The organism is Tahibacter harae, assembly GCF_024437735.1.
GTDB classification, from domain to species: Bacteria; Pseudomonadota; Gammaproteobacteria; order Xanthomonadales; family Rhodanobacteraceae; genus Tahibacter; species Tahibacter harae.
In genome coordinates this window covers 16,729-41,033 of record NZ_JANFQO010000024.1, presented here as the reverse complement: position 1 = coordinate 41,033, position 24,305 = coordinate 16,729, and the positions used below count along the sequence as shown (strand labels likewise).

General features: G+C 67.8%; 21 protein-coding genes. 9 read left to right on the top strand and 12 right to left on the bottom strand.

Annotated elements, in window-relative coordinates; translation table 11 throughout:
- Positions 1–7: 7 nt before the first annotated feature.
- The 4 genes from NM961_RS20250 to NM961_RS20235 all read right to left on the bottom strand — a co-directional run bounded on the left by NM961_RS20250 (position 8) and on the right by NM961_RS20235 (position 3,362).
- Entirely contained in the window at positions 8–598 is a 591-nt protein-coding gene (locus tag NM961_RS20250) for a DUF4276 family protein (protein ID WP_255916240.1), read from the bottom strand.
- On the bottom strand, positions 595–1,794 hold the full coding sequence (locus NM961_RS20245; protein WP_255916239.1) for an AAA family ATPase: 1,200 nt from the start codon (positions 1,792–1,794) through the stop codon (positions 595–597). The genes NM961_RS20250 and NM961_RS20245 overlap by 4 nt, the downstream gene beginning before the upstream one ends.
- Positions 1,795–1,873: 79 nt before the next feature.
- Positions 1,874–2,533: a response regulator transcription factor gene (locus tag NM961_RS20240; RefSeq protein ID WP_255916238.1), complete on the bottom strand. Its 660-nt coding sequence runs from the start codon at positions 2,531–2,533 to the stop codon at positions 1,874–1,876.
- 64 nt (positions 2,534–2,597) lie between these two features.
- Positions 2,598–3,362, bottom strand: coding sequence for a 3-hydroxybutyrate dehydrogenase (locus NM961_RS20235; protein WP_255916237.1), 765 nt, complete (start codon positions 3,360–3,362; stop codon positions 2,598–2,600).
- Positions 3,363–3,459: 97 nt separating this feature from the next.
- On the opposite strand from NM961_RS20235, the gene NM961_RS20230 reads away from it, so the two are divergent.
- Positions 3,460–5,310, top strand: a complete 1,851-nt coding sequence (locus NM961_RS20230) for a 3-hydroxybutyrate oligomer hydrolase family protein (RefSeq protein ID WP_255916236.1) — start codon at positions 3,460–3,462, stop codon at positions 5,308–5,310.
- 67 nt (positions 5,311–5,377) lie between these two features.
- Complete coding sequence (locus NM961_RS20225) at positions 5,378–5,773, top strand: GFA family protein (RefSeq protein WP_255916235.1); 396 nt, start codon at positions 5,378–5,380, stop codon at positions 5,771–5,773.
- Between the two features lie 25 nt (positions 5,774–5,798).
- Here the strand turns inward: NM961_RS20225 and NM961_RS20220 are convergent, their stop codons facing one another.
- From NM961_RS20220 to NM961_RS20210, 3 genes are all read right to left on the bottom strand, one after another.
- On the bottom strand, positions 5,799–7,781 hold the full coding sequence (locus NM961_RS20220) for a M66 family metalloprotease (protein ID WP_255916234.1): 1,983 nt from the start codon (positions 7,779–7,781) through the stop codon (positions 5,799–5,801).
- Between the two features lie 138 nt (positions 7,782–7,919).
- Positions 7,920–8,444: a hypothetical protein gene (locus NM961_RS20215; protein WP_255916233.1), complete on the bottom strand. Its 525-nt coding sequence runs from the start codon at positions 8,442–8,444 to the stop codon at positions 7,920–7,922.
- Positions 8,441–11,941: a hybrid sensor histidine kinase/response regulator gene (locus NM961_RS20210; protein WP_255916232.1), complete on the bottom strand. Its 3,501-nt coding sequence runs from the start codon at positions 11,939–11,941 to the stop codon at positions 8,441–8,443. Before NM961_RS20210 ends, NM961_RS20215 begins: the two co-directional genes overlap by 4 nt.
- Before the next feature lie 87 nt (positions 11,942–12,028).
- Here NM961_RS20210 and NM961_RS20205 point away from each other — a divergent pair, with 87 nt between their 5' ends.
- The 7 genes from NM961_RS20205 to NM961_RS20175 all read left to right on the top strand — a co-directional run bounded on the left by NM961_RS20205 (position 12,029) and on the right by NM961_RS20175 (position 19,602).
- Positions 12,029–12,685 (top strand): 4'-phosphopantetheinyl transferase family protein, encoded by a 657-nt coding sequence (locus tag NM961_RS20205; protein ID WP_255916231.1) that lies wholly within the window; start codon positions 12,029–12,031, stop codon positions 12,683–12,685.
- A 107-nt stretch (positions 12,686–12,792) separates the two neighbouring features.
- A complete protein-coding gene (locus NM961_RS20200) occupies positions 12,793–14,448 on the top strand; it encodes a hypothetical protein (RefSeq protein ID WP_255916283.1) in 1,656 nt (551 codons plus the stop codon).
- Positions 14,449–14,511: 63 nt separating this feature from the next.
- On the top strand, positions 14,512–15,108 hold the full coding sequence (locus NM961_RS20195; protein WP_255916230.1) for an RNA polymerase sigma factor: 597 nt from the start codon (positions 14,512–14,514) through the stop codon (positions 15,106–15,108).
- Positions 15,090–15,542: a hypothetical protein gene (locus tag NM961_RS20190; protein ID WP_255916229.1), complete on the top strand. Its 453-nt coding sequence runs from the start codon at positions 15,090–15,092 to the stop codon at positions 15,540–15,542. The genes NM961_RS20195 and NM961_RS20190 overlap by 19 nt, the downstream gene beginning before the upstream one ends.
- Before the next feature lie 12 nt (positions 15,543–15,554).
- Positions 15,555–16,514, top strand: a complete 960-nt coding sequence (locus NM961_RS20185) for a PDZ domain-containing protein (protein WP_255916228.1) — start codon at positions 15,555–15,557, stop codon at positions 16,512–16,514.
- Positions 16,515–16,757: 243 nt separating this feature from the next.
- Positions 16,758–18,866, top strand: coding sequence for a serine hydrolase domain-containing protein (locus tag NM961_RS20180; RefSeq protein WP_255916227.1), 2,109 nt, complete (start codon positions 16,758–16,760; stop codon positions 18,864–18,866).
- Positions 18,853–19,602, top strand: a complete 750-nt coding sequence (locus tag NM961_RS20175; RefSeq protein WP_255916226.1) for a pyridoxine 5'-phosphate synthase — start codon at positions 18,853–18,855, stop codon at positions 19,600–19,602. Before NM961_RS20180 ends, NM961_RS20175 begins: the two co-directional genes overlap by 14 nt.
- A 119-nt stretch (positions 19,603–19,721) precedes the next feature.
- On the opposite strand, the gene NM961_RS20170 is transcribed toward NM961_RS20175, so the two are convergent.
- The 5 genes from NM961_RS20170 to NM961_RS20150 all read right to left on the bottom strand — a co-directional run bounded on the left by NM961_RS20170 (position 19,722) and on the right by NM961_RS20150 (position 24,017).
- Entirely contained in the window at positions 19,722–20,117 is a 396-nt protein-coding gene (locus NM961_RS20170) for an ExbD/TolR family protein (RefSeq protein ID WP_255916225.1), read from the bottom strand.
- Positions 20,118–20,506: 389 nt separating this feature from the next.
- Complete coding sequence (locus tag NM961_RS20165; protein WP_255916224.1) at positions 20,507–20,938, bottom strand: ExbD/TolR family protein; 432 nt, start codon at positions 20,936–20,938, stop codon at positions 20,507–20,509.
- Between the two features lie 3 nt (positions 20,939–20,941).
- On the bottom strand, positions 20,942–21,694 hold the full coding sequence (locus tag NM961_RS20160) for a MotA/TolQ/ExbB proton channel family protein (RefSeq protein WP_305119281.1): 753 nt from the start codon (positions 21,692–21,694) through the stop codon (positions 20,942–20,944).
- 149 nt (positions 21,695–21,843) lie between these two features.
- Positions 21,844–22,503 (bottom strand): energy transducer TonB, encoded by a 660-nt coding sequence (locus NM961_RS20155; protein ID WP_255916222.1) that lies wholly within the window; start codon positions 22,501–22,503, stop codon positions 21,844–21,846.
- A gap of 194 nt (positions 22,504–22,697) precedes the next feature.
- Positions 22,698–24,017 (bottom strand): tetratricopeptide repeat protein, encoded by a 1,320-nt coding sequence (locus NM961_RS20150; protein ID WP_255916221.1) that lies wholly within the window; start codon positions 24,015–24,017, stop codon positions 22,698–22,700.
- Positions 24,018–24,305 lie beyond the last annotated feature (288 nt).

Below are 24,305 nucleotides of genomic sequence, written 5' to 3'. Positions count from 1 at the left end.
AAATCGATCAGGACATAAACCAACGATCCAGGTCACTGCACAGCTTCCTGAAAGATCTGCAGCGCTCATATGCGGCGTCCATGTCCATTTTAGCAGCAAAAGCGGGTTGGTCTGTTGTTTCCCCGTAGCTACGCGCGCCCATACGACTACGCAGCCATCCTTTTGCATCGCGAGGCTGCTCTGGGTCAGATTTTAGATCAGCGGGAGATATTGTGAGTCCGCGGTAACCATCCAGCGACTTTGCAGCACCTATGTACCAAGCCTCAAACTCACGATTAGCAAGAACAACAGATACCGAACGGTGCGGAATTGCGTGGCGTGCGCGCTGCAGGAGGAAAGGTCCGAATGACGCAGGGCAATCATCGTCAGCATCGAGCAGCACCAGAACTGCATCCTCTTCCCTGGATTTCATCCCTGCAAGTTGCATGAAACGTTTGAACTGTTCTTCATCGTTAAGGAACTGGTCCCGCTTCACTCGAATAGGAGGAAGGACGTCGATATGACGTTCGGGGAACCGCCATGCGGCAATACGTCGAAGTAAGACGGGCAAAGCGATTACCTCGCCGTGTCCCTCCACTATGCAAATCACACGACTCATCCGACTGCCTCGTCGAAAAGATCGCGCTGGCTCGTAGATTGCTGACGAAGCAAATCCGGATCTGGCTGCAGCTGTCCAAGCTTCAGCAGTTCGCCTGCAGAGAACAGTTCTTCGCGTATTGCCTTGCGCGATGCACCGTCGACCGGTGCCAGCCTGGTTTCTCCCGCGTCGGAACTAACAGCGAGAATGTGGTCATCGCGTATTGATGTGTCATCCAGCAACTCGGGGCTGTGGCTAGTCACGATGACCTGCGTATGAGTCGAAGCGAGAGCCAGCGCCTCCCTCAATGCCGCACTGGCTGCTGGATGCAAGGCAGTTTCAGGTTCCTCAATGCCTATAAGTGTCGGTGCAAAGTCGTCGTTTCGCTGGAACAACGCAGTCAATACACCCAGCGCGCGCAGAGTTCCATCCGACATATTTTGGGCTGTGAAACGCCAAGGATCACGCGCGCCCGGGACATCCTGACGAAACTCCAGCGTTTCCATTGGACCAACTGCCAGCCGCTTCACCGCATGTACCGTAGGAACTACAGTTTGCAGATATTCCTCTATCGTGCGCAGTCCTTCGGGACATACTCGTTCCAAATGGCCTATTACGCTGGCGACATTCTCCCCAACCGACTTCAACAGACGCCCCTCCTGTGGTTTTTGTAGGTCCCGCATCAGCTTGGGGTTTAAGTTGTAAAACCCCATCGACGTAAGACCATCGAATATCGGGCGGAAAGAGCTGAGTCCAGATAGCGCCACGAGCGCCAGACGATCCTTGGTTAACGCAGGCAACGTTGGCTCGCTGCTTGCTTTTAAGACACCTCGTTCAATTCGGTAATATGGACCTTTCCCTGGTCCACCCAAACTGCAGATCTCTGTCTGCACTTCAAAGCCCCGATCCTTGAGTGCGGCGACGTTGAACGCGTAGATACCGGTTTTTCCGTCTATGTTGTACTCAAGTCGCACACCAAAATGGGTGGGGTGTCCACCGGAGCGACGACGTACTTCAGACAGTCCGCCACGGGTGTTCAGTGCCTGTTCCAGCGAGCTGGTCAGCGCATCTGAAACCAAATGAAGCGCGTCAAGAAAGTTGCTCTTTCCAGCGCCATTAGGCCCAACCAGGTATGTGAGCGCTCCCAGAGCCACATCGCACTGACCTATGCTGCGATAGTTGCGCAGCATGACTCGTGAAATGAAGGGTGCGCTCATTCGAAGTGATCCATTTGGACAAGGGCCCCATGGTATCAGGCGGAATTCGGAAAACGACGCAAATCCTTTACCTCAAAGGCTATAACTGCCGCGCCGGATCACTCAACTCCAGCTCGCGCAACACCACCCCCGCCTGCGTGCGATTGCGCACTCCTAGCCGCTCGAAGATCGCGGTGAGATGTGCCTTCACCGTGCGTTCCTGCACGTCGAGCCGGTCGGCGATCTGTTTGTTGAGCAGGCCTTCGGCCACCAGCACCAGCACGCGGAATTGCTGCGGCGACAGGCTGGCCAGGCGCGCGGCGAGGTCGGCGTCCTGGGCGGAAGACTGGGCGCGGGCCACGCTGCCGCGCAGGGCCGGCGGCAGCCATTGTTCGCAGGAGAGCACGGTACGGATGGCGTCGCGCAGTTCGTCGAAGCCGGAGCTTTTCGGTAGGTAGCCGGCGGCGCCGTGGTCCAGCGCGCGGCGGATGACGCGGGGATCGTCGTTGGCCGAGACCACCACCACCGCCACGCCCGGGTGCTGCGCGCGGATCGCGGCCAGGCCGGCCAGGCCGTGATTGCCGGGCATGTGCAGATCGAGCAGCACGAGGTCTATGTCGGGTTCGCGTTCCAGCGCAGCGAGCACGCCGTCCAGCGAATCGGCTTCGTGCACGCGCAGATCGGCGACGGCGTCGGCCGCGGCACCGCGCAGGGCGGCGCGGAACAGCGGATGGTCGTCGGCGATCAGCAGCGAAGGCATGGGCGTGTGCACGCGGCCGGTGGCGCGGCGAATATGTGCCGGCGCCGGCCTGCGCCCGTCACGGTTACTGCACCGTCCAGCCGCCGTCCACGTCGATGGTGTGGCCGGTGATGTTGCGCGCGGGCGGCGAGATCAGGAACGCGGTGATGCCGGCCAGTTCGTCGAAGCCGATGAACACGCCCTTGGGCATGGGCTTGAGCATGACGTCGCTGACGACTTTTTCTTCGGGTATGCCGCGGGTGCGCGCCTGGTCGGCGATCTGCTTGTCCACCAGCGGCGTCTTCACGTAGGTCGGGCAGATGGTGTTGATGGTGATGTCGGTATCGGCGGTTTCCAGCGCGATCACCTTGGAGAAACCGAGCAGGCCGTGCTTGGCGGCGACGTAGGCGCTCTTGAACGGGCTGGCCACCAGCGAGTGGATGGAGCCGATGTTGACGATGCGGCCGAAGCCGCGCTCGCGCATGCCCGGCAGCAGAGCGCGGGTCAGGCGGGCTACGCCGACCAGCATCACCTGGATCAGGAAATCCCATTTCTGGATGGGGAATTCTTCCAGCGGCGCGACGTGCTGCAGGCCGGCGTTGTTGACCAGCACGTCGACCGGGCGCGAGATCGCGGCGAGGGCGGCGGCGACACTGTCGTCGGAAGTCACGTCCAGCGCCACGGCCTCGGCCGAGCCGCCGGCGGCGAGGATCTGCGCGGCGACCGCATCGACTGCGGTGCGGTCCAGGTCGGTAAGCACGATATGGTGGCCGGCCGCCGCCAGTTCCGTGGCGATGCCGGCGCCGATGCCGCTGCCGGCACCGGTGATGAGAATGCAGCGATGGGTCATGGGTTTTTCTCCTGGCGCAAGCCTAGCAAGCACCCTGCACGCTGGCTTGGTACGAAAGTACGATAGTCGAGGATATCGGGCTTGCTAGGGTGGGCGTATGAAGATCAGACCGATGACGCGCATTTCCTCCGCCCTCGCCCTGCTCGCCCTGCTGGCCGGCTGCGAGCGCGCCCCGGCACCGGCCGCGCCCGCTCCCCAGCCGGCCGCCAGTCCGCCCACCGCCCAGCCTGCGCCGCGCGGCGCCCCGGAGGATGCCGCCATGTTCAGCGCCCAGCGTGTCAGCGAGCACCGTGACGGCGACGACCTGCTCAGCGCGGGCCTGGGCCTGGACGGCCTGCGCGGCATGGCGCCGCCGGCGTTTGCCAAGCCCGAGGCGCCCACGCCGGCCGAACTGCGCCGCCGCGCGCTGTGGGCGAACTGGCGCGGCATCGCCGATCTCGCGCCGGGCGGCGGCTATGGCGATGTCTACGGTTCCCTGGCCGCCGTGCCCGGGCGTGAATTCCAGGCCCTGGCGCGGCTGCCGGGCGCGAAGCAGCCGCACCGCGTACTGGCACAGATTCCCGACCGCTTCGACGCGAAGAAGCGCTGCCTGGTGGTGACAGCCTCGTCCGGTTCGCGTGGCATCTACGGTGCCATCGCCGTCGCCGGCGCCTGGGGCCTGCCCAAGGGCTGCGCGGTGGCCTATACCGACAAGGGCGCGGGCACGGACTATTACGACCTGGCCGAGAAACGCGGCGTGCGCGTGGACGGCACGCTGGGCGGCGCCGACGAAGTGCTCGCGTTCAAGCCGGAAACCGCAGCGGGCAGCGGCATCGCCTTCAAGCATGCCCATTCCCAGGACAATCCCGAGGCCGACTGGGGCCGCCATGTGAAACAGGCGGCCGAATACGGCCTGCAGGCGCTCAACGAAGCACTGCCGCAGCAGGCGCCGTTCACTTTCGCCAATACGCGCGTGATCGCCGTCGGCATTTCCAACGGCGGCGGTGCGGTGCTGCGCGCGGCGGAGCTGGACGGCGACTGGCTGGCGGCGGTGGTCGCGGGCGAGCCGAATGTCTACGTGCAGGGCGCGCGCGCGCTCTACGACTACACCACCGAAGCCGCCCTGCTGATGCCCTGCGCCCTGCCCCAGCTCGGCCTGCCGGCGGTGCCGGATATCGCGGCGCGCTGTACGGCGCTGGTCGAAGCCGGACTGATCCAGGGCGCCGATCTGGCCGCACAGCAGAAGGCCGCCTATGCCGCACTGCACGCCAGCGGCTGGACCGACGAAGCCCTGCGCGCCGGCTCCATCAGCGTGACCTTCGATCTGTGGCGCGCGGTCGCAGTGACCTATGCCGCCGCCTACGGCCGCTATGCCGCCGGCGAGGAGCCCTGCGGCTACCGCTTCGCCGCGGTGAACGCCGACCGCAGCGCCCGTGCCGCCACGCCGGCCGAACGTGCGGCCTGGTGGGCCGACGGCAGCGGCATTCCGCCGGGCGCCGGCGTGGGCATCGTCGATGCGGAGGCGGCGGCGCCGTGGAAGGGCCTGGGCTGCCTGCGCGCCCTCGCCAGCGGCAGCGATGCCGCGGCCGCGCGCGTGCAGCAGGGCATCGCGCAGACCCGCGCCGCGGCGCCGCGCAAGGGCCTGCCGGTATTCGTGATCCACGGCCTGGACGACGGCCTGGTGCCGGCCGCCTTCAGCAGCGCGCCGTATGTCGCCCTGGCCAAGGCCGCCGGCAGCGATGTGCGCTACTGGCAGGTGCGCCATGCGCAGCATTTCGACGCCTTCCTCGGCCTGCCGCAGTACGGCGCCAATTACCTGCCGCTGCTGCCTTACGTCTACAGCGCGCTGGACCGGGTCTGGGCCAAACTCGATGGCGGCGGCGAGCTGCCGGCCGATGCGGTAATCGAAACCACACCGCGCGGCATGGGCAAGCCGCTGCAGGCGGACAATCTGGCCATGCCGAAGTAGCCTGCTGTCCTGCGGGTGGCGCAGATACGCCGCCCGTCTTTGGCATTGCCGCAAACCGGAGCGCCGCATGACCACGCGAGAAGCCCACTGCAGCTGCGGCGCCCTGCGCGTGACGGTGGAAGGCGAGCCGGTCCGTGTGTCGATCTGCCATTGCCTGGCCTGCCAGCGCCGCACCGGCGCGCTGTTTTCGGCCCAGGCGCGCTTTGCGCGGGCGAATGTGCGCATCAGCGGCGTCGCGCGCGAGTTCGTGCGCCGCGGCGACAGCGGCGGCCTGCTGCGTTTTTATTTCTGTCCCGACTGCGGCGCCACCGTGCACTACCAGCTGGATGCCCAGCCCGACCTGATCGCCATTCCCGTGGGCGCCTTCGCCGATCCGGATTTCCCGCCGGCCTGGATTTCCGTCTACGAAAGCCGCCGCCACGCCTGGCTGGAACGGCCGCCGACGCGGGAACACCACGACTGAAACCGCCCCGGCGGCCAGGTCCGGCTCAGGGCCAGGTGGCAACTACGGGCGCGCCGTCCAGATAGTTCGCCGCAGTCGTGGCATTGCCGGTCTGGTTGATGTTGTAGGGCGAGACCGTGCCGGGATAACGCACTTCCATCGGCCGGTGGAAGAGCTGGGCGCCGACGAGGGTCCTGTCGTCGGGAAAGTTGACTGCCCAGATCGCAAAGCTGTCGCCATCGAGCGGATCGGTGCCGCGCGGGGCGTATTTCAGCACCGCCTGACGGAAGCTGCCGTCGCTGTAGTTGACCCGCAGCACCAGGTCGGCGCCCCACCAGAAGGCATCGCCGGAAATCCAGCTCTTGATGTCGGCGAAATCCGCCGGATCGCTCGGGTTCCAGGTTTTCTTCAGATGCCCGGTGTAGTGCATGGGCGGGCCTATCATGCGCGCCGCCGGCGTGGTGGTGCTGAAGGAGCCCCAGATCGTCACCACCTTGGTGTTGTGGCGCTGCGGGTAGTAGTGCTTCATCTGGTTGGCACTGAGCGCCGGCGGCGCCTGCTCGACGTAGTCGGCCAGCGCGGCATCCCACTTCTTCAGGAAGGGCTGCGGCCGGTTCGGCTGCAGCGCGACGACACGGCCGCCCTTGCCGGGAAAACTGAACGGCGTGGCGGCGGCATTGCCTGAAGGATCGCGCGGATAGGCCACGGTACCGGCATAGGTTTCCGCCGCGCCGACCAGGAAGCGGAACAGGAACAGCGAGGAATAGTCGCTGAAATAGTCATACGCCTGGCCCGCCGGCAGGCAGCTGCTGCCGCTGCGCTGCATGGGTTCCTGGCGCTCCTTGCCGGTGCCGGCGCAGACCGGCGCGATGAAACGGTCGGCGGCCAGGTCGTAGCCCCAGCTGTTGCCGAAGCCGCCGCCGGTGGGATTGGCCGGCAGGCTGCCGTATTCGCCCGCATACGGATGTTTCTGGCTGTTGTCGGCGGCCACGCGGCCGTACCAGCTGGTGCCCCAGTGCGGCATATCGGCGCTGTGGCCCATCTCGTGGTTGAAGGTCAGGCCGTAGTCGTCGCCGGCACCGACACCGCCGCCGGCCAGGCCGCCGCCGACGTGGGTGTTCGCCGCCATCGTGCCGTAGATCTGCGCATAGCGTTCCAGGCCGTTGGCATTGCGTATCGCGCCGAGCACGCCGCGGGCGCCGTTGAGCACCGCATAGCCGCCATAGCGCGTGCAGTTGCCGGCGCCAGCCTGGGCCGCGGTGCAGCTCGGCGCGGTGGTCGCGATCAGGGCCGGCTGCGGCGCGGCGACGCCGAAGCCGTCGCGGCCGTCGCTGCGCGGTTCTATCGGCAGGCGGTCGCTGACGATGGGCGCCAGGGTGGACACCTGCAGCGCGCTCGCCATCAAAGTGGACAAATACTGGATTTCCCAATTGGGCGGCTTGGGCGTGGGCTGCTGGTCGCCGAACAGGTACAGGTCGGGCGCAAGCAGGGCCAGCACCGGTTCCGGGCCAACCTTGAGCGTGGCCGCATCCAGCACCCGGCTCGCGCCGCCGGCGGTGACGGTGAGCGCCAGGCCGGGCTGCAGCCAAGCCGCGGGCAGGGTGACGGTGAAGCTGTCGGCGCGGGTCTGGGTGGCGGTGTCCACGCTCGCCGGCAGGCTGGCCGGGCCGGCCAGGCACAGGCTGCCCAGAGCGACCGCGCCGGCCGTCGCGCTGACCCGTACCTGGGGCGAAGCGCCGCTGCCCGTGACGTTCACCTTGAGCAGGGCCGGCCGCCGCGCCGCCAGCACGAACAGCGGGTGCTCGGGTTCCAGCACGTGGGTCTGGGCCAGGTAGACGCGGTCGATGCGGGCCGAGGCATTGGCGGCGCCGCTGCACGCAACGGCGTCGTTGCGGTCGGGGATGCGCACGGTGCGGAAGCCGATGCCGCTGTCGAAACCGTCGCCGAACATGGGTTCGTCCAGGGCCGCGGCCTGCGGGAACGGCAGCGCGCAGCACAGCGCGGACAGGCACAGCAGCGGCAGGCGCATGACGGCTCTTCCCGGAGCGACGGACAGCCGGTTTTTACTGCGCAGCCCCGGCAGCCGCAACAAAAGTGACATGCGCCGGCGGACGGCCGCCCCGCGGGTGCCGGCGCGAACACGTCAGGCGCAGCGATCCGCAGCGCTTCAGTCGCTGGTGTCGCCGCCGGCCAGATTAATCACGATCAGTGCCGCTTCGCCGGCGGCCGCCTGGGACGGGAGGAAGCGCAGCTCCTGCACCAGACGCCAGGCGGCACGGGCATAGGTCCAGTCGGGCCAGGCGTGGTCGATCTTGAGTTCCTGCGTCATGCCCGCCGCGTCGATGCGGAAGCGGATGCGCGCACAGCCCCAGCGCGCGCTGTTGTGGAACAGTGCCGCCGGCGCCTCGCCCGGGGCCGAGCGCCGCAGGCGCGCGCGCGTGGCGCGGATCAGCTGGCGATCGGCCGCGGCCAGGCCGGACATGCAGCGGTCGTCGAAGGGTTCGGTTTTCTGCGCGGCCGGCGTGACCGCTGTCGCCGCGCCGGCCGGCGGCGTTGCCGGTACGGCCGGCGGCGGCGTGAACGGCGCATCGGCAGCCGCCGGCGGGGCCGCAACCGCCGCCGCGCCGGCGGCAACCATCACCGCGACCGGCAGGCGCCGCAGCGCGGGCCGGAACCGCCCGGCGCGGCTCACGGCGGATTCCGCAGCGGCGCCAGCCTGGCCATGGCCGACAGCAGTGCGCGCAGCGCGGCCGGCTTGACCGGCTTGTGCAGCAGGGCGTAGCGGCGCAGGCGTGCGCGCTGCTTGAGTTCGGGGCTGCGGTCGGCGGTCAGCAGCGCGGCCGGCGGCGGCGGGCTGAGGCTGCCCTGCAGTTCGGCCAGGGCGTCCATGCCGTCCTGCACCGTGCCCAGGTGGAAGTCGGCGATGATCAAGTCGGGCCGGCGCTGGGCGATGGCCGCGCGCGCCTCGTCCAGGCTGGCGGCGAGATCGCAGCTCATGCCCCAGCGCGTGAGCAGGGCGGACATGCCTTCGAGGATCGCCGGCTCGTTGTCCAGGCACAGCACATGCAGCGGCGACAGATCGGCACTGGCCGGTTCGCGTTCGCGGCTGCTGCGCGCGGCATCGCGGGCGCGCCGCGTCACCACCGGCACGCGCACGGCGAAGCAGCTGCCCTTGCCCGGCTGCGAATGCACGCTGAGGCGATGGCCCAGGATGCGCGAGATGCGCTCGCAGATCGACAACCCCAGGCCCAGGCCCTGCTCGCCCCACGGCGAAGCCTGATCCAGGCGCTGGAACTCGTCGAAGATGCGCTTGAGCTGGGCCGGCGCTATGCCCGGGCCGGTGTCCCAGACCTGGATCAGCACATCCGGCCCGCGCGGCCGCACGCCGACTACGACACGGCCGCTGCGGGTATAGCGCAGCGCGTTGGAAATGAAGTTCTGCAGGATGCGGCTGAGCAGGTGGGCGTCGGTGCGCACCACGACACGGCTGGGGTGGAAGCTCAGCTCCAGCCCGCGCCGCTCGGCGATCATGGCGAACTGCTGCTGCAGCGGCTCGACCACTTCGTTGTAAGCGACGCTGGCGATATCCGGGCGGTATTTGCCGGCGTCCAGGCGCGAGGCTTCGAGCAGGGCGTCGAGCAGGGTCTCCGCGGCGCGGAAGGCGGTGTCTATGCGTTCGGCCAGCTGGGCCGATTCGGCATCCAGGCCAGGCTGGTGGCGCAGCGCCGAGGTAAACAGCTTGGCCGCATTCAGCGGCTGCAGCAGGTCGTGGCTGGCGGCGGCGAGGAAGCGGGTCTTGGACTGGTTGGCCGCCTCGGCCTCGAACTTGGCCCGCTCCTGCGCGGCCAGCGCGTTGGACAGCTGGGCGGTGCGCTGGGATACGCGCTGCTCCAGGGTTTCGTTGGCCTCGCGCAGGGCCTGCTCGGCGCGCTTGTAATCGGTGACGTCGGTGAAGGTGGTGACGAAGCCGCCGCCGGGCAGGGGCTGGCCGCGCATCTCCAGCACGCTGCCGTCGGCGCGCACGCGCTGGTAGACGTGGGCGGTACCGGCGCGCATGTGCTGCAGGCGCTTGGCCACGTGCGTCTCCACCTCGCCCGGGCCGCATTCGCCGTGCTCGGCGTTGTAGCGGATCAGGTCGGCGATGGGCCGGCCCACGTAGACCGAGTCGTCGGGATAACCGAACATTTCCATATAGCGGCGATTCCATGCCACCAGGCGCATGTCCGCATCGACCACGCTGATGCCCTGGGAGATGTTCTCCATGGTGGTGGACAGCAGCTCGCGGTTGTAGCGCAATTCCTGCGAGGCTTCGTCCAGCAGGGCCACCGCCTCGCTGAAATCCAGGCCGGTGCCGCGCAGCGCGCTGGTCAGCATGCGCCGGGCCGAGGCCGCGCCGATGGACGCGGCCAGGATGCGCTCGCTGTGCTGCAGCAGCGGCCGGTCGGCGGCGGCGGCATCCTGCAGCGGCTTGGCGGTGGCGGCGGCGTAGTCGTCGAAGGCGCGCCGTGCGCCGCGTTCGCCGATGATGCGGCCGACGATGGCGCGCAGGTCGGCCACGCTGACGCGGCCGCGCCATTCGCCGACCACGCCGCTGCTGCGGTCGGCGGAAAGATCGAGGAAGCTGGCTGCGCGCAGGCGCTCTTCCATGCTCGGCCGGTGGCGCAGCGACAGCACCAGGCAGCAGGCAGTATTGGCCAGCAGCGACCAGAAGGTGCCGTGGGTGAGCGGATGCCAGCCGCTGAGCTGGAACAGGGCCTGCGGCCGCAGCCATTCCAGGCCCCAGGGGCCGTGGCTGAGCCAGCGCGTGTCCATCCAGCCGGCCACCGACAGGCTGGGCAGCAGCAAGGTATAGGCCCAGACCACGAAGCCCACCGCCAGCCCGGTCTGCACGCCGACGCGGCTGGCGCTGCGCCAGTACAGCCCCGCGACGATGGCCGGCGCGAACTGCGCCACCGCGGCGAAGGAGAGCAGGCCGATCGAGGCCAGCTGCTCGCCCTGGGGCATGGCGCGGTAGTAGGCCATCGCCAGCAAGGCCATCACGACGATGGCCACGCGGCGCACGCCGAGCACGACGGCGGAAAGATCGTGGCGCTGGTCCAGCCGCAGCGCGCGCCAGCGCAGCAGGGCCGGCATCACCAGGTCGTTGGAGATCATGGTCGCCAGCGCCACCGAGGCGACGATGACCATGCCGGTCGCGGCGGAGAAGCCGCCGATATAGGCCAGCAGGGCCAGCACGTTGTTGTCGTGGGCCAGCGGCAGCCACAGCAGCCACACGTCCGGGCTCAGGCCGGTGCCCGCGGCCGCGCTGCGTCCGGCGGCGACGATCACCGGCACGAACAGGCAGATCAGCAGCAGGTACAGCGGAAACAGCCAGCGCGCGCGGCGCACGTCCTGCGGGTCCTCGCACTCGACCACGCCGACGTGGAACTGGCGCGGCAGGCAGAACATGGCGGTGAAGGCGAGCAGGGTCTGGGCGAGGAACGCTGGCGGCAGCTGCGCATCCAGGCGCAGGTCCACCTGCGCCGCGGGCAGATCGGCCAGGTGCTGCTGGGCGTACAGGCCTATGACCAGGAAGGCGATCAGCTTGACCAGGGATTCCACCGCCACGGCCAGCACCATGCCGTGGTGGTGCTCGGTCGCATCGACCCGGCGCGTGCCGAACAGGATGGCGAACAGGGCCAGCATCAGCGCCGTGTAGAAGGCCGAGTCGTGCAGCAGGTCCACGCCTTCGCGGGCCAGCTCGCCGCGGCTGAGCACGCCGATGCTCAGCGCCACGGCCTTGTATTGCAGGGCGATGTAGGGAATCGCCGCGACAATCGCGATCAGCGTGACCAGCGCACCCAGCGCGTGCGACTTGCCGAAGCGCGAGCCGATGAAATCGGCGATGGAGGTGATGTTGTTGGCCTTGGCCACGCGGGTCAGGCGCTCGGGCAGGCCGCTGCCGAACAGGAACAGCAGCATGGGCCCGAGGTAGATCGGCAGATAGGCCAGGGTGGAACTGGCGGCGCTGCCCACCGCGCCGTAGAAGGTCCAGGAGGAGCAGTACACCGCCAGGGCCAGGCTGTAGACCCAGGGCCGCAGCCCGGGCCGGGCCGGATACAGCGGGCGCGTGTCGCCCCAGTAGGCCACGCCGAACAGCAGGGCGACGTAGGCCAGCGACACCAGCAGCAAGACCCAGCCTGCGATCATTGCGAAATTCCCCGGATGGACGCCCGATTGTAGTGAATGCGCGCCGCCGTGCTTGACCGCCGCCGGCCGCCGGCCCAAGCATGCCGCATGGACCAGCCCTTCCCGCCCGCCACCGCCCCGCAGCCGCTGGCGGCCGATGAGATCCACCTGTGGTTTTGTGAATTTTCCGCCAGCACCGGCACGCGCGTGCAGGCCCAGCGCCTGCTGCTGCACCTGCTCTCGGCCTACTGCGGGCGGCCGGTCGGCAGCGCCGACCTGGACACCGGCGAACACGGCAAGCCGCGCCTGGCCGGCGGCCCGGGTTTCAACCTGAGCCACAGCGGCGATGCCGCCGTGGTCGCGCTGGCGCCGGGACTGGAGCTGGGCGTGGATCTGGAGCGCCCGGGCCGGCGCCGGCGGCATGCCGAACTGGCGCGGCGCTTTTTCTGTCCGCGCGAGGCCGACGCCGTCGCCGCCGCCGAAGGCGCGGCGCGCGAGGCGCTGTTCCTGCACCTGTGGACCGCCAAGGAGGCCGTGCTCAAGGCGCTGGGCCGCGGCCTCGCCTTCGGTCTGGAGCGGCTGGAATTCGCCGCCGGAGTGCCGGCGCAGCTGCTGCACATCGCCGCCGACGGCGGCGAGGCGCAGCACTGGCAGGTGCATGCGCTGAGTGCCGCGGCGCCCTGGAACGGACACGTCGCCTGGTACGGCCAGGCGCGCACGCTGCGCCGTTTTCGCCTGCCGCCGCAAGTTCTGGCGCAGGCGTGAAACATGACAGCGCAGTGACCGGCGACCAAGCCAATCGCCAGTTGTGGCTCACGCCCTAACGGGCTAAGTTCCGGTTAAACCCCGCGTCGCCGAGATCAGCCGTCAACATGTGGAAGCTGCTGCGCAATCTGCTGCTGTCGGCTGTCGTGCTCGCGATCGCGCTCAAGCTCGCCTTATGGACGGCGGCGCAGCAGCAGGCGCAGTGGCTGGCGGCCAGTCTGGCGCGCTGGGGCACGCTGAGCTGGTCCAGTGCCAGCGGATCGTTCAACGGCGAGATCCACCTCGGCGGCGTGCGCTTCCAGCCCAGGCCCGGGCACGAGATCGCCAGCTTCAGCGCGGCCGAGCTTAGCCTGCGTCCGCCCGGCCTGCTCTGGCTGCTCAGACGCGCGATCACGCGCGATGATTCGGTACCCGAACAGCTGGGCCTGCGCCTCAGGGACGTGAGCCTGCCGGCGCTGGAGCGCCTGGCCATGCGCACGGATCCGCCCTGGTTCGGCCCCCTCAGCCTGGTGCCGTTCGAGACCTTCGCCTGCGGCGAACCGGCGCGGCTGGGTCCGCGCGAATACCAGTCCATGCGCGTGCAGCCGGCGCTGCCGCAGCTGGAACTGGATTACCGCCTGGAAAGCGCCGGCACCGAACTGCGCGCCGATGCGCGCATCGGCAACGCGCCGTTCGCCGCGCTGCGCCTGCACCTGGAACTCAAGCCGTTCACCCTGCGCCTGCTCGACGACGCGGCGGCGCGCGAGGCGCTGCGCATCGCCTCGGCCGACGTGGAATACCAGGACACCGGCTATCTGGATCAGCGCAACAAGTACTGCGCGCGCCAGACCGGCGTGGACGTGGACACGTTCGTCGAACGCCATATCGCCGCGGTGCAGGAACGCCTCAAGGCGGCCCACCTGGTACCGGCCGAAGGCGTGGTCGAGATCTACCGCGACCTGCAGCTCAAGGGCGGCCAGATCAAGCTGTTGAGCCTGCCGCGCGAGGACATCGCCCCGGCCCAGTACGACACCTACGATCCCGAAGAAGTAATGCGCTGGCTCAACCTGACCGCGCGCCACAACAACGCGCCGCCGGTGCTGTTCAAGCTGTTCTTCCTGGCCGAACCGGTACAGGCCCTGGCCGGCATAGACCGCGCCCTGGTGCACGATCCGTTGGCCGAGCCGGAACCGGAAACCGTGGTCGTGCGTCCGGAAGCCAATCCGGTGCTGGCGACGACGACCGGCGTGCCCGCGGCCGCAGCGGCACCACCCGCCGCGCCGCCGCCGGTGGCGGAACCCGCGCCTGCGGCGCCCGCACCCGCCGAGCCCGTCGCCGCCGCGCCGCCCAGCCCGCCGCCGGAAAGCAGCCGCCCCGTCGTGGAGCGCCTGCCAGCCCGCGAGCCCGCCGCGCCTGCCGTGGTCACCGCGCGGCCGTCCAATACCCGCATAGACCCGCGCATCGCCGGCATACCGTCGGCGCCGCCGCCGCCGCCGGGTTCCACCGCGGCCCTGGTCTGGCAGGGTCCGCGCATAGATCGCCTGCCCGAGACCCAGACCACGCCGCGTGAACGCCCGTTCAGCGTGGTCGCCTACGGCGGCTTGTCCGCCCTGGTCGGCAGCCGCATTGTGTTGATAACGAACGCCGGCAAGGAGATCGACGGCAAGATTGCCGCCGTGGACGGCGACGGCGTGACCGTCAGTGTCACCCGCGAGACCGGCCAGGCCCGCATCTACGTCGAGCGCAAGCGCATCCTGGAGATCCGCGTGCCGCGGCGGGGCTGAACGCAGCGGCAAATGCCGGCCGGCTGCGACGGCCGGCGCCGCCGCAGCGTCCGAGGTTTCAGCATGAACATGAACTCCCCAGAACCCAGATCCGGCTTCGCCCAGGAGATCGACGCGGTCACCCTGGCGCGGGCGCGCCGCGGCGACGTCTCGGCCCATGCGGTGATCTACAAGACTTTCGCCCGGCCCTGCTACACCCTGGCCATGCGCGTACTGGGCAGCCCGGCCGCCGCCGAGGACATCGTCCAGGATGTCTTCCTCAAGCTGATGGACGCCGTGCGCCAGTACCGCGGCGATGCGCCGTTCGGCGCGTGGCTCAAGCGCATGACGGTGAATGCGGCGATAGACCAGTTGCGCAGCCAGCGTCATATCGGTCCGGACGATCCCGAGCGCCTGTTCGCCAATGCAGCGGAAACCGGCGCGGTGCTGGCCGCGGATGTGCATGACGTGATGGCCCTGCTGCAACGGCTGCCGCCGCGGGCACGTCTTATCCTCGTGCTGCATGAGCTGGAAGGCTATACGCACAAGGAACTGGCCGAGTTGTTCGGCCAGACCGAGAGTTATTCCAAGTCCATCCTGTCGCGCTCACTCAAGCGGCTGCAGGAATGGCTGAACACCAAACCCGACGTGGAGCTGCAGGCATGGCCGAGCAGGAGTTGAGTCTGAAATCGCTGCGCCTGGCCGGCCTGCCGGAATTCGATCCGCCGCCGCAGCTGTGGGCGCGCATCGAGGCCGCCCACGCGCGCCGCCGCCAGCAGCGCCGCCTGACGTACTGGAGCGCCGCCGCCGGCGTGGTGCTTGCCGTGGCCGGTCTGGTTGCCGTGGTGGCACCGCCGGCGCCGGCCAGGCCCAGCGCCCTGCTGCAGTTGGAGCGGCAATCGCAGGAATTGGAGCAGGTCTACGCGGGACTGGCGCAGCCTTTCTCGCCGCTGGAGAGCGAAGTGGAATTGCATGCGATCGAGACGGCCCTGCAGCAGGCCTACGACCGCGGCGCGGCGGCAGAAGAATTGGCACCGCTGTGGGAACAGCGCAATGCCGTGTTGTCGAGCCTGATCGCACTGTCGGCTGACGGTGCGCAGCTCACGCGGATTTGAGCGGAGAGTACGATGTTGATGTTCAAACACCCTGTTGTCGGATTGATCGCCCTGCTCGCCCCGGCCTTTGCGCTGGCGCAGGCGCCGGCGGGCGAGCAGCGCCTCAGCGAAGAAGTGCAGCTGGCCCTGGTGCGCCTGATCGAATCCGGCGCCTTCGCCGGGCAGTCCAGCGAGCAGATCGCCTTCACCCTGGACGAGCCCGCGCGGCGCGTGACCAACCTGGGCCTGCTGGTGGACAGCGCCAGTGCCGAGCGCGCCCGCGACGGCCTGCGCGTGCTTGGCGTGACGCCGCGCAGCAGCGCCCAGCGCATGGGCGTGAAGGCCGGCGACCGTATCCTCGCGATCAACGGCAGCAGCCTGGTCGGCCTGGGCGCCGACGCCGCCGGCCGGGCCCAGGCCGCAACCACCATGCGCACCCTGGTCGACGGCCTGCCCGACGGCACGCGGCTGGAGTTCTCCGTACAGCGCGACGACAGGCAGCTCGTGCTCAGCGGTGAGCTGAGCAGCATCACCCTGCCGCCCATCCACCTGAAGGTCGGCCGCGACGAACTGCTGGCCGCCGCCGGCAATGCCGGCAGCGGACGCAAGTCCGAATCCGCCGAAGCGCTGGCCGGCTGCGGTCATCTCAATGTGTTCGATTCGGCACCGCGCCAGCGCAAGCTCTACGGCGTGAAGCTGCTCAGCATCGACGGCAACGCCGCCGGCCCCACCGGCGTGCATCAGTTCCGCGTGCCGGCCGGCACGCATACGCTGAAGATCGCCGAGCAGATCGACGACAACGCCTTCCGCCGCTTCGGCCAGCGCGGCAGCGGCATCAACAACAGCGGCGCCAAGGAACTGACCGTAACGGTGCAGCCGAATACCACTTACTACCTGGCCGCGCAGCTCAACGAGGAGCAGCGCAACAGTCCGGCCGGCGGCGAGTACTGGGATCCGGTGGTGTGGAAGGAAACCGCGGCCGACTGCCGCTGAACGCAGCGCGGAGTTAGTTGCCGCGGCGGAACTTTCCCGCGCCGGAATGCTCAAAAACCCCGCACTCCCCTCCCACAGGGTGCAACCTGGAGCCACACGGATGTGGCGCTCTTTCTGGATTTTTCGCGACGGCCGCCGGCAACACCGCGGCCGTTCGTGTTGTCGGCTGTGATGCCGGCCCGCGCCGCCGGCGCATGCCAGACGCTATGCTTGGGCGTCATGCGCCTGCTACCTCGACTACTGATGGCTGCCCTGGCCGGCCTGGGCGGCACGGCCCTGGCCGAAGACGCCGGCCTGCCGCCGGCGCTGCAGGCCCAGCTGCAGCGCGGCGTGGAACACGGCGTGTGGCCGCTGGTGGCTGCGGGCTATGCCGACGGCGCGGCCAGCAGCTTGGCACTGCCGGGCAATAGCGATACCACGGCCGGCGCGGGAGCGCGGTTCGCCCTGGGCGACGCCGGCGCGATCTACAACGGGCTGCTGCTGGCCCGGCTCGCGAGCCACGGCCGCCTGCGCCTGGATGATCGCATCGCCGATTACCTGCCTGCCGGTTTCGCCTGCGCCGATGCGCGCGTCTGCGCGATCACGCTGCAGCAGCTCGCCACCAACGATTCCGGCCTGCCGCCGCTGCCGGCCAACCTGTTTCCGCGTCATCCGGGCCAGCTCTGGCGCGATTACCGCGAAACCGACCTGCTCGAATTCCTTGCCAATTATCAGCTGCCGCCACAACCTGCGGCGCGCGAATCGGCCCTGGGCCAATTGCTGCTGGGCTGGATACTGGGCCGTGTGCACGGCGGCGGCTACGCGGCGGCGCTGGCGCAGGAAGTCACCGGCCCGCTGGGCCTGGTCGAGACCAGCGGCTCGGCGCAGGGCCTGGTGCCCGGCAGCTACGACGGCCGCCAGAGCTTGCCGCCGCCGGCTGCGGAGTTCGCCCTGCCGCTGAACCTCAATACCAGCGCCGGCGATCTGTTGCGCCTGGTGCAGGCCATGCTGCGGCCCGGCGACTCGCCGCTGCGGCCGGCGCTGCTGCTGTCGCGCCAGCCGCAGGACCGCCGCGGCAATGCCGGCCTGGGCTGGCGCATCAGCCTGGTGCGCGATGGCGAACAGGAGTGGCCGCTGGTATGGCAGCAATCCAATCGCGGCGGCTATTCGGTCTTCCTGGGTTTCCGCACCGACCAGCAGCGCGCGCTGGTCCTGCTCGGTAATTCCGACGCCAACCTGACACCGCAGGGCCTGGCCCAGCTGATGGGCGGATCGCTGCCCACTTTGCCGCCGCGCGAAGCCGCCGCGCCGGCGGATCCGGCGCAGTACGCCGGCCTCTACGAATTTTCGCCCGGCAGCCAACTGCTGATACGGGTTACCCCGGCCGGCCTGAGCGCCCAGGCCAGCGGCCGCCTCGCCGCGCGCCTGCGGCCGCTGGGGCCGGACCAGTTCGACCTGCCTGGCGAAGCGATCCAGCTGAATTTCCAGCGCGACGCGCTGGGCCGCATCGACGCCCTGCGCTGGGTGGAGAACGGCCTGATCGTGCCAGTGCAGCGCCTCAGCACGCGCGCACCGCAGCTGCCGCGCACGCCGGTGACGCTCAGCGCCGGGCAACTCGCCGCGTTCTGCGGCGATTACCGCGTCGATGGCGACGTGCTGGTGCGCTTCCACTGCGGTGAAAAACCGGGGCTGCAATTCAGCGGCGGTATCTGGCGCGAGCTGAATGCCTACGGCGGCGATCATTTCGGCAGCGCCGACGGCGATTTTGAACTGGCCGCCCGGCGCGGCGCCGATGGCACGGTCAGCGGCCTGCAACTGGTGCTGCTGGGCGACGAGGCCGAATTGCCGCGCGTGCACTGGCCGGCGCTGGCGCCGGAAGTGGTGCAGAGCCTGCAGCGCGAACAACAGCACCGCGCCGCGGAAATCGCTGCGGCCCGGCAGGCTGCGCCGCCGGATACCGCGCCGGCGCAAGCCGCCGCACCGGCGCCCTGGCAGCCTGCTGTTGCGGCGTTGCAGCCGGCGGAACCTGCGCCGCCGGCGCCAGTGGTACTCGGTCCGCTGGGCTCCGTAGGTCACACTGCGCCGGCCGCCGCGATCAGGCCGGCGGCGCCAGGGCGAAACGAATCGGCACCGGCGGCACAGACGGTTTCAACGGTACGAGCGGTATCCGCGCCAGCAGCGGTCCCCGCATCGGCAGCATCCGCGTCGGCCTTGCCGGCGACGACCACCACGGGCCGCGCCGCGGCGCCGGCCCAGGTGCGGCCCGTGACAGCGCCGCCGCCCGCGGCGATCGAGGCCTTGCCCGAGCGCGAACAGCGCCCGCGTTTCGTGCCGCCACCGCCTCTCAAGGACAACAAGCATGACGCTACTTAGTGTCAATCTGAACAAGATCGCCGTACTGCGGAATTCCCGCGGCGAGCACGAGCCGGATCCGCTGCGCGCCTGCGACTGCGTGATCGAGGCCGGCGCCGGCGGTATCACCGTGCATCCGCGACCGGACCAGCGCCATGTGCGGCCCGGCGATGTCTATGCCCTGGCCGAGCGCATCGCCGGCCGGGTGGAATTCAATATCGAAGGCAACGGCTTCGCGCCGCCGCGCGGCGACTATCCGGGGCTGGTGGAACTGGTGCGTGCCGTACGTCCGCAACAGGTGACGCTGGTGCCCGATGGCGATGCGCAGATCACCTCCGATCACGGCTTCGATCTGGTCGCCGATGCGGAAAAACTGCGTCCGCTGATCGCGCAGCTGCGCGAACTCGGCGCCCGCGTCAGCCTGTTCGTCGACGCGGGCTGCGCCGAGGTCGAGCGCGCAGCGGAACTCGGCGCGCAGCGGGTGGAAATCTATACCGGGCCGTTCGCCAAGGCGTATGCGGCCGGCGCAGTCGCGGCCGAGCTGGCGCGCTGCGTGGAAACGGCGGAACGTGCCCGGGCGGCAGGGCTGGGGGTCAATGCCGGCCACGATCTGAGCCAGGCCAACCTGGCCGCGCTGGCCCAGGCGATTCCGTTTCTGGCCGAGGTTTCCATAGGCCACGCGCTGATCGGCGAGGCGCTGTATGACGGCCTGGCGCCGACGGTGCGCAATTATCTGCAGCTGCTGCGGCGCGATTGACCGGGCGGATGCGGCAGCGGCTCGTGTGCTGCAGATCGAAGCCGCAGATTCCTGCCGGCGAAGCGCAAACGCGACTTCGCCGACTTTGGAATAAATGAATAAAACGATAAATCAATAATTCAGCGCGGCGTCTCGATCGCGATGCTCTCCATGCCGCTCTGCCGCGCCAGGGCCAGTACATCGATCAGATACTGATGCGGTGTGGCCTTGTCCGGCCGCAACTGCAGCAGCGGCTTTTCCTTCTGACCAGCCCAGCTCAGCAGCTGGGCCTGCACTTCCACGGACTGCAGGGCCTGGTCATTGAACATGACCTGGCCGTCGGCGGCGATGCCCAGCTCCACCGTGCGCGGCTGGGCGGCACTATCCCTGCCGCCCAGCGGCAGCGGTATGGTCTTGGTCACCAGCGGCGCGGCGATCATGAAGATCAGCAGCAGCGCCAGCATCACGTCGATCAGCGGGGTTATGTTGATTTCGGCCAATGGCCGTTCGGTGGAACGTACGGTGAGTGCCGACATGCGCTTGCGCTCCGGATTCGCCGAGGGTGGCGGCCCCAGCATAGAACGCGGCATAGGCCATTGGTCATGGTCGGCCGTATGGGATGTTTGCGGAAATTGCGCGTTTGCGGGGTGGCTGGCGGCGGGATGAGCCGATCCGGGGCGATGTTCCACCGGACATTGGCCCGGTCCGCGAGGCAGAAAGCGGCAGGAATCGAATGCTTCCGGCTCGAAACCACAGCGGCATCAGTTATCGGTCCTCGCTTCGGCTACACGGCTCGGCCGGAAATCGCCGTGGCGGCCCAGCTCGCCGCTTTCTTCCGGGCACAAAAAAACGCCTCGGTTTCCCGAGGCGTTTTCTCCGGCTCGCACCGGCAGGGTAGCGTTGGCGAGCTTGCGTTGTTTACTGCTTACTGCTGGCTGCCTCGCGCACCCGGCGTGGTGACGAAGCCGATCTTGACCATGCCCTGGTTCTTGGCATCCGCCATGACCTTGGCCACGATTTCGTAGCGAGTGTTCTTCTCGGCACGAATCTGCAGTTCCGGCTGCACGGTCTTCTGTGCGCTGACGGCGAGCTGGGCCTTCAGTTCCAGATCGCTGATCTGGCTGTCGTTCCAGTACATCGTCCCATCTTCCTTGATGGCCAGGTCGATCGGATCGACCTGTTCGGTCTGCGTCTGATTGAGCGAGGCCTGCGGCAGGTCGATACGGATTTTGTGCTGCATCATCGGCGCCGTGATCATGAAGATGATCAGCAGCACCAGCATCACGTCGACCAGCGGCGTGACGTTGATTTCGGCCATCGGCGCGCCACCGCCGCCGCCGCCTGAACTGAATGCCATGGCTTACTTCCTCGCAGCAGGCGCCGCCGGAGCCGCGCCACGGGCCGGAGCGGGAGCCGCGCCAGCTTCGACACGCGAACCGGTAGCAAAGAAATCGTGCAGGTCGTGGGCAAATTCGTCGAAGCGCGCCAGGATCACACGGTTGGAGCGGACGAAGAAGTTGTACGCCAGCACGGCCGGGATTGCGACGAACAGACCGAACGCGGTCATGATCAGCGCTTCGCCCACCGGACCCGCCACTGCGGACATGGAGGCGTCGCCGGAAGCCGAAATGCGGATCAGGGCGTGGTAGATGCCCCACACCGTACCGAGCAGACCGACGAACGGACCGGTCGAACCCACCGTGGCGAGCACGGTCAGGCCGCCTTCCAGACGGCCGCTTTCGCGGGCGACGGCCTGGCGCAGGGCGCGGTCGATGAACTCGGAGCGGTTCAGCGCTTCCACCAGACGGCTGCCTTCATGGCGCTGGTGGTGGGCGGCGGCCGAAGCGCAGTCCAGGGCGATCTTGGAGAACGGCTCGGAAGCCGGCTGCTCTTCCATGAAGCGGATCGCTTCCTGGGCCGACGGCGTTTCCCAGAAGGTCTTCATGATGTTGTTCATGCGACCGCGGATAGCCGTGTTGCGGATCAGGTTCAGCACGATCCAGTAGATCGACATGACCGAGAACAGGCACAGCGTCACGAAGACGATGGCGCCGACCAGGTCGAAGTTCGGGTTCGACGGGTTGTAGTTCTGGATCAGGTGGCCAAAGCCCATTTCCTTCAGGGCTGCAGCATTGCTGTTGGTGCCGAGGGTGGGTGCAGCGGCAGCCGCTGCGTCCGCCGCCGGAGGAACGGACCCCGCCGGGGTCGAAGTATCTTGGAACATGACGCTACCCTTGAATTAAGTGTTACGTGGTGTGGAAGTTACAGTTCGTTGAGGCTGAAGCGGAACGGAACCAGTGCCCAGCCCTCAACCGCAGCACCGTTTTTCTGACCCGGATTGAACACCCAAGTCTGGGCGGCATCAATCGCCGCGCGATCCAGTTCGCGATATCCGGAGGATTTCTCGACCTGAATATCCTTGGGCTTGCCATCCACGCCTACCAGCACGCGCAGCACGACTTCGCCTTCATGGCGCTGACGCACAGCCTGCGGCGGATAGCGCGGCGGACGCGCCTTGCGATAGCTGATGTTCTCACTCGGCGCGATATCGGCGGGCGGCGCCGGGGGAGCCGGCGGTGCCGGCGGCGGCGCCGGAATCGACATCGGAGTGGCCTCTTCGGTCACGATCGCCGGCGGCGGCTCCGGTGGCGGAGTCGGCGGCGGCTTGACCTTTTCAATGATCTTCGGCGGCGGCTTCTTCGGCGGCTCCGGCGGCGGGGGCGGCGGCGGCGGGGGCGGCGGCGGCGGCTCGACGAATTCGACCGAGACGATGGCCTCCTTCTTCTTTTCCTTCGCCTGCGGCGGAGCCACCGGCGCAATCATCATGATGAAGGCGAGTGCATGCACGGCCATGGCGGCGGCCAGCGCTGAGGTGCGCCTCCAACTGTAGGTTTCGCGCTGGTCTTCTGTCGTCAACGCCATTTGCTTTGAACCAAGGTTCGCTGTGTGAGATCTATGGGCTAGTCGCGGGGTGGACCGCAATGCAGCTGTTTTGCGGGGCTGGCACCGTACACGAGGCCAGCCCGACGCTCAAGCTGAGTCGTCGGAGTGGCTATATTAACCCGGCCTGAAGGTCGCCGAATACCGCGCCGGTATTGCGCGGAATGCGGAGTGACTTACTTTTTATTAGGAACGCCGGAGCCCTTGATCATCTTGAGCCATTTCCCCGCCATGTCGGCGGTTTCCGGATAACCCTTGGCCTTTTCCATGGCCGCAATTGCTGCAGCTTTGTTTCCAAGTTCGTTTTCGGCATTGCCGAGCAGCACGTACGCCGCGCCCTGGCGCTTGACGCCGCGTTGCAGCGACTTGGTCAGCGACTCCTTGGCCGGCGCCCACTGCTGCGCATTGATCTGCAGCTGGCCGCGCAGGAAGTCGACTTCACCGTCCTTGGCCAGCGGCGAGGCCTTGTTGTAGGCCTCGATCGCCTTGGGCTCGTTGTCGGCCAGCGCGTAGGAGTCGCCGAGCAGCTTGGTCAGCTCATAGTTGGAGGCGGGAATCACGCCCTTCTGGAAGCCCTCTTCCAGCAGCGCGGCGCCTTCGGCCGGCTTGTCGGCCTGGGCGTAGAGCTGGGCCAGCAGCTTGTAGTCCTCGGCCGTGGTCATCAGGCCCTTGGACTTGGAATCGGCCAGCAGCTTGAGTGCCTTGTCGTTCTGGTCGCTGTTGACGTAGATCGAGGCGAGCTGCTGGATCAGCTTCTTGTCGGTGGGGTTCTTGGCCAGCTGCGCCTCGGAGATCTTGGCGGCTTCGCCGTAGTTGTTCAGCTCGAAGTAGCTGGCCATCAGGATCTGGTTCCAGCTGTCCTGCGGCTTGTCGCTGGCGGCGATTGCCGCCTTCATGGTGTCGGCAGCTTCCTGGTAGCGCTCGGCGCGGTACAGGGCGTTGCCCTTCAGCGCGATCGCCTCGGCCTTGCGGTCGCCGCTCTGGTCGATGTACTGGTCGACCGTCTTGATGGTGTCGGCGTACTGCTCTTCCTGCAGCTGGAACTGGGCCAGGGTGTAGATGGCCGGGAACTGGTTGTTGTTCGGCAGCGCGTCGAGGGCGATGGATTCCTTGAGGTCGGCAATGGCGCCGGCGCCGTCTTCCTTTTCCCACTTGGCGTTGGAACGCAGGTAGAGCGCGAAGGCCTTGGCGTACGGCGTGACCTTCTTGTCGTTGAGCACTTCCTCGATCAGGCCCAGGGCCTTGTCGGTGTCGCCTTCGGTCGCCGCGTCCTGCGCCTTGTTCAGCTTGGTGCCCAGCGAACTCGGCATGTCCGTTTTCGGATCATGGCGCTTGGCGTTCGGATAGGCGTTCTCTTCTTTCTTGGAACTCTTGCTGGAACGCTGCGATTCGGACGAACGCTCACCCGGTATGCGCGAAGCCGAAGCGACACCGGCCGCGAGCAGGGTTGCTGCACCGAGACAAAGGACGAGCTTCTTGACGTTGGGAACGTGCATTGGATGGCGCCTCGACTGGTTTCTCTAGGCCTGCGCAATGCGCAAGCGGTAAAGGGGTCGCAGAGGTTAATCCGCGAATGTGCAAACTACAAGCATATGTCCGGCCCGGTTCGTTACCGCGGCGTTAAACAGAATCTCAAGCATTCCAACCGCTTGCAACGAGTTGTTACGAATATGTCTGGACGTGTGGAACTTAGTCGAATCCCGGCTTGTTTACGGGGGTTTTCGTAGTCCGCGCCGGAAAACCACAAACGTAAATCAGTAAAAATTCCCAAATAAAAATTGTCC

Excerpts from the sequence above, each read along its gene's own strand:
- NM961_RS20250 (WP_255916240.1), bottom strand. The coding sequence starts at position 598 with ATGAGTCGTGTGATTTGCATAGTGGAGGGACACGGCGAGGTAATCGCT.
- NM961_RS20245 (WP_255916239.1), bottom strand. The coding sequence starts at position 1,794 with ATGAGCGCACCCTTCATTTCACGAGTCATGCTGCGCAACTATCGCAGC.
- NM961_RS20240 (WP_255916238.1), bottom strand. The coding sequence starts at position 2,533 with ATGCCTTCGCTGCTGATCGCCGACGACCATCCGCTGTTCCGCGCCGCC.
- NM961_RS20235 (WP_255916237.1), bottom strand. The coding sequence starts at position 3,362 with ATGACCCATCGCTGCATTCTCATCACCGGTGCCGGCAGCGGCATCGGC.
- NM961_RS20230 (WP_255916236.1), top strand. The coding sequence starts at position 3,460 with ATGAAGATCAGACCGATGACGCGCATTTCCTCCGCCCTCGCCCTGCTC.
- NM961_RS20225 (WP_255916235.1), top strand. The coding sequence starts at position 5,378 with ATGACCACGCGAGAAGCCCACTGCAGCTGCGGCGCCCTGCGCGTGACG.
- NM961_RS20220 (WP_255916234.1), bottom strand. The coding sequence starts at position 7,781 with ATGCGCCTGCCGCTGCTGTGCCTGTCCGCGCTGTGCTGCGCGCTGCCG.
- NM961_RS20210 (WP_255916232.1), bottom strand. The coding sequence starts at position 11,941 with ATGATCGCAGGCTGGGTCTTGCTGCTGGTGTCGCTGGCCTACGTCGCC.
- NM961_RS20205 (WP_255916231.1), top strand. The coding sequence starts at position 12,029 with ATGGACCAGCCCTTCCCGCCCGCCACCGCCCCGCAGCCGCTGGCGGCC.
- NM961_RS20200 (WP_255916283.1), top strand. The coding sequence starts at position 12,793 with ATGTGGAAGCTGCTGCGCAATCTGCTGCTGTCGGCTGTCGTGCTCGCG.
- NM961_RS20195 (WP_255916230.1), top strand. The coding sequence starts at position 14,512 with ATGAACATGAACTCCCCAGAACCCAGATCCGGCTTCGCCCAGGAGATC.
- NM961_RS20190 (WP_255916229.1), top strand. The coding sequence starts at position 15,090 with ATGGCCGAGCAGGAGTTGAGTCTGAAATCGCTGCGCCTGGCCGGCCTG.
- NM961_RS20185 (WP_255916228.1), top strand. The coding sequence starts at position 15,555 with ATGTTGATGTTCAAACACCCTGTTGTCGGATTGATCGCCCTGCTCGCC.
- NM961_RS20180 (WP_255916227.1), top strand. The coding sequence starts at position 16,758 with ATGGCTGCCCTGGCCGGCCTGGGCGGCACGGCCCTGGCCGAAGACGCC.
- NM961_RS20175 (WP_255916226.1), top strand. The coding sequence starts at position 18,853 with ATGACGCTACTTAGTGTCAATCTGAACAAGATCGCCGTACTGCGGAAT.
- NM961_RS20170 (WP_255916225.1), bottom strand. The coding sequence starts at position 20,117 with ATGTCGGCACTCACCGTACGTTCCACCGAACGGCCATTGGCCGAAATC.
- NM961_RS20165 (WP_255916224.1), bottom strand. The coding sequence starts at position 20,938 with ATGGCATTCAGTTCAGGCGGCGGCGGCGGTGGCGCGCCGATGGCCGAA.
- NM961_RS20160 (WP_305119281.1), bottom strand. The coding sequence starts at position 21,694 with ATGGGCTTTGGCCACCTGATCCAGAACTACAACCCGTCGAACCCGAAC.
- NM961_RS20155 (WP_255916222.1), bottom strand. The coding sequence starts at position 22,503 with ATGGCGTTGACGACAGAAGACCAGCGCGAAACCTACAGTTGGAGGCGC.
- NM961_RS20150 (WP_255916221.1), bottom strand. The coding sequence starts at position 24,017 with ATGCACGTTCCCAACGTCAAGAAGCTCGTCCTTTGTCTCGGTGCAGCA.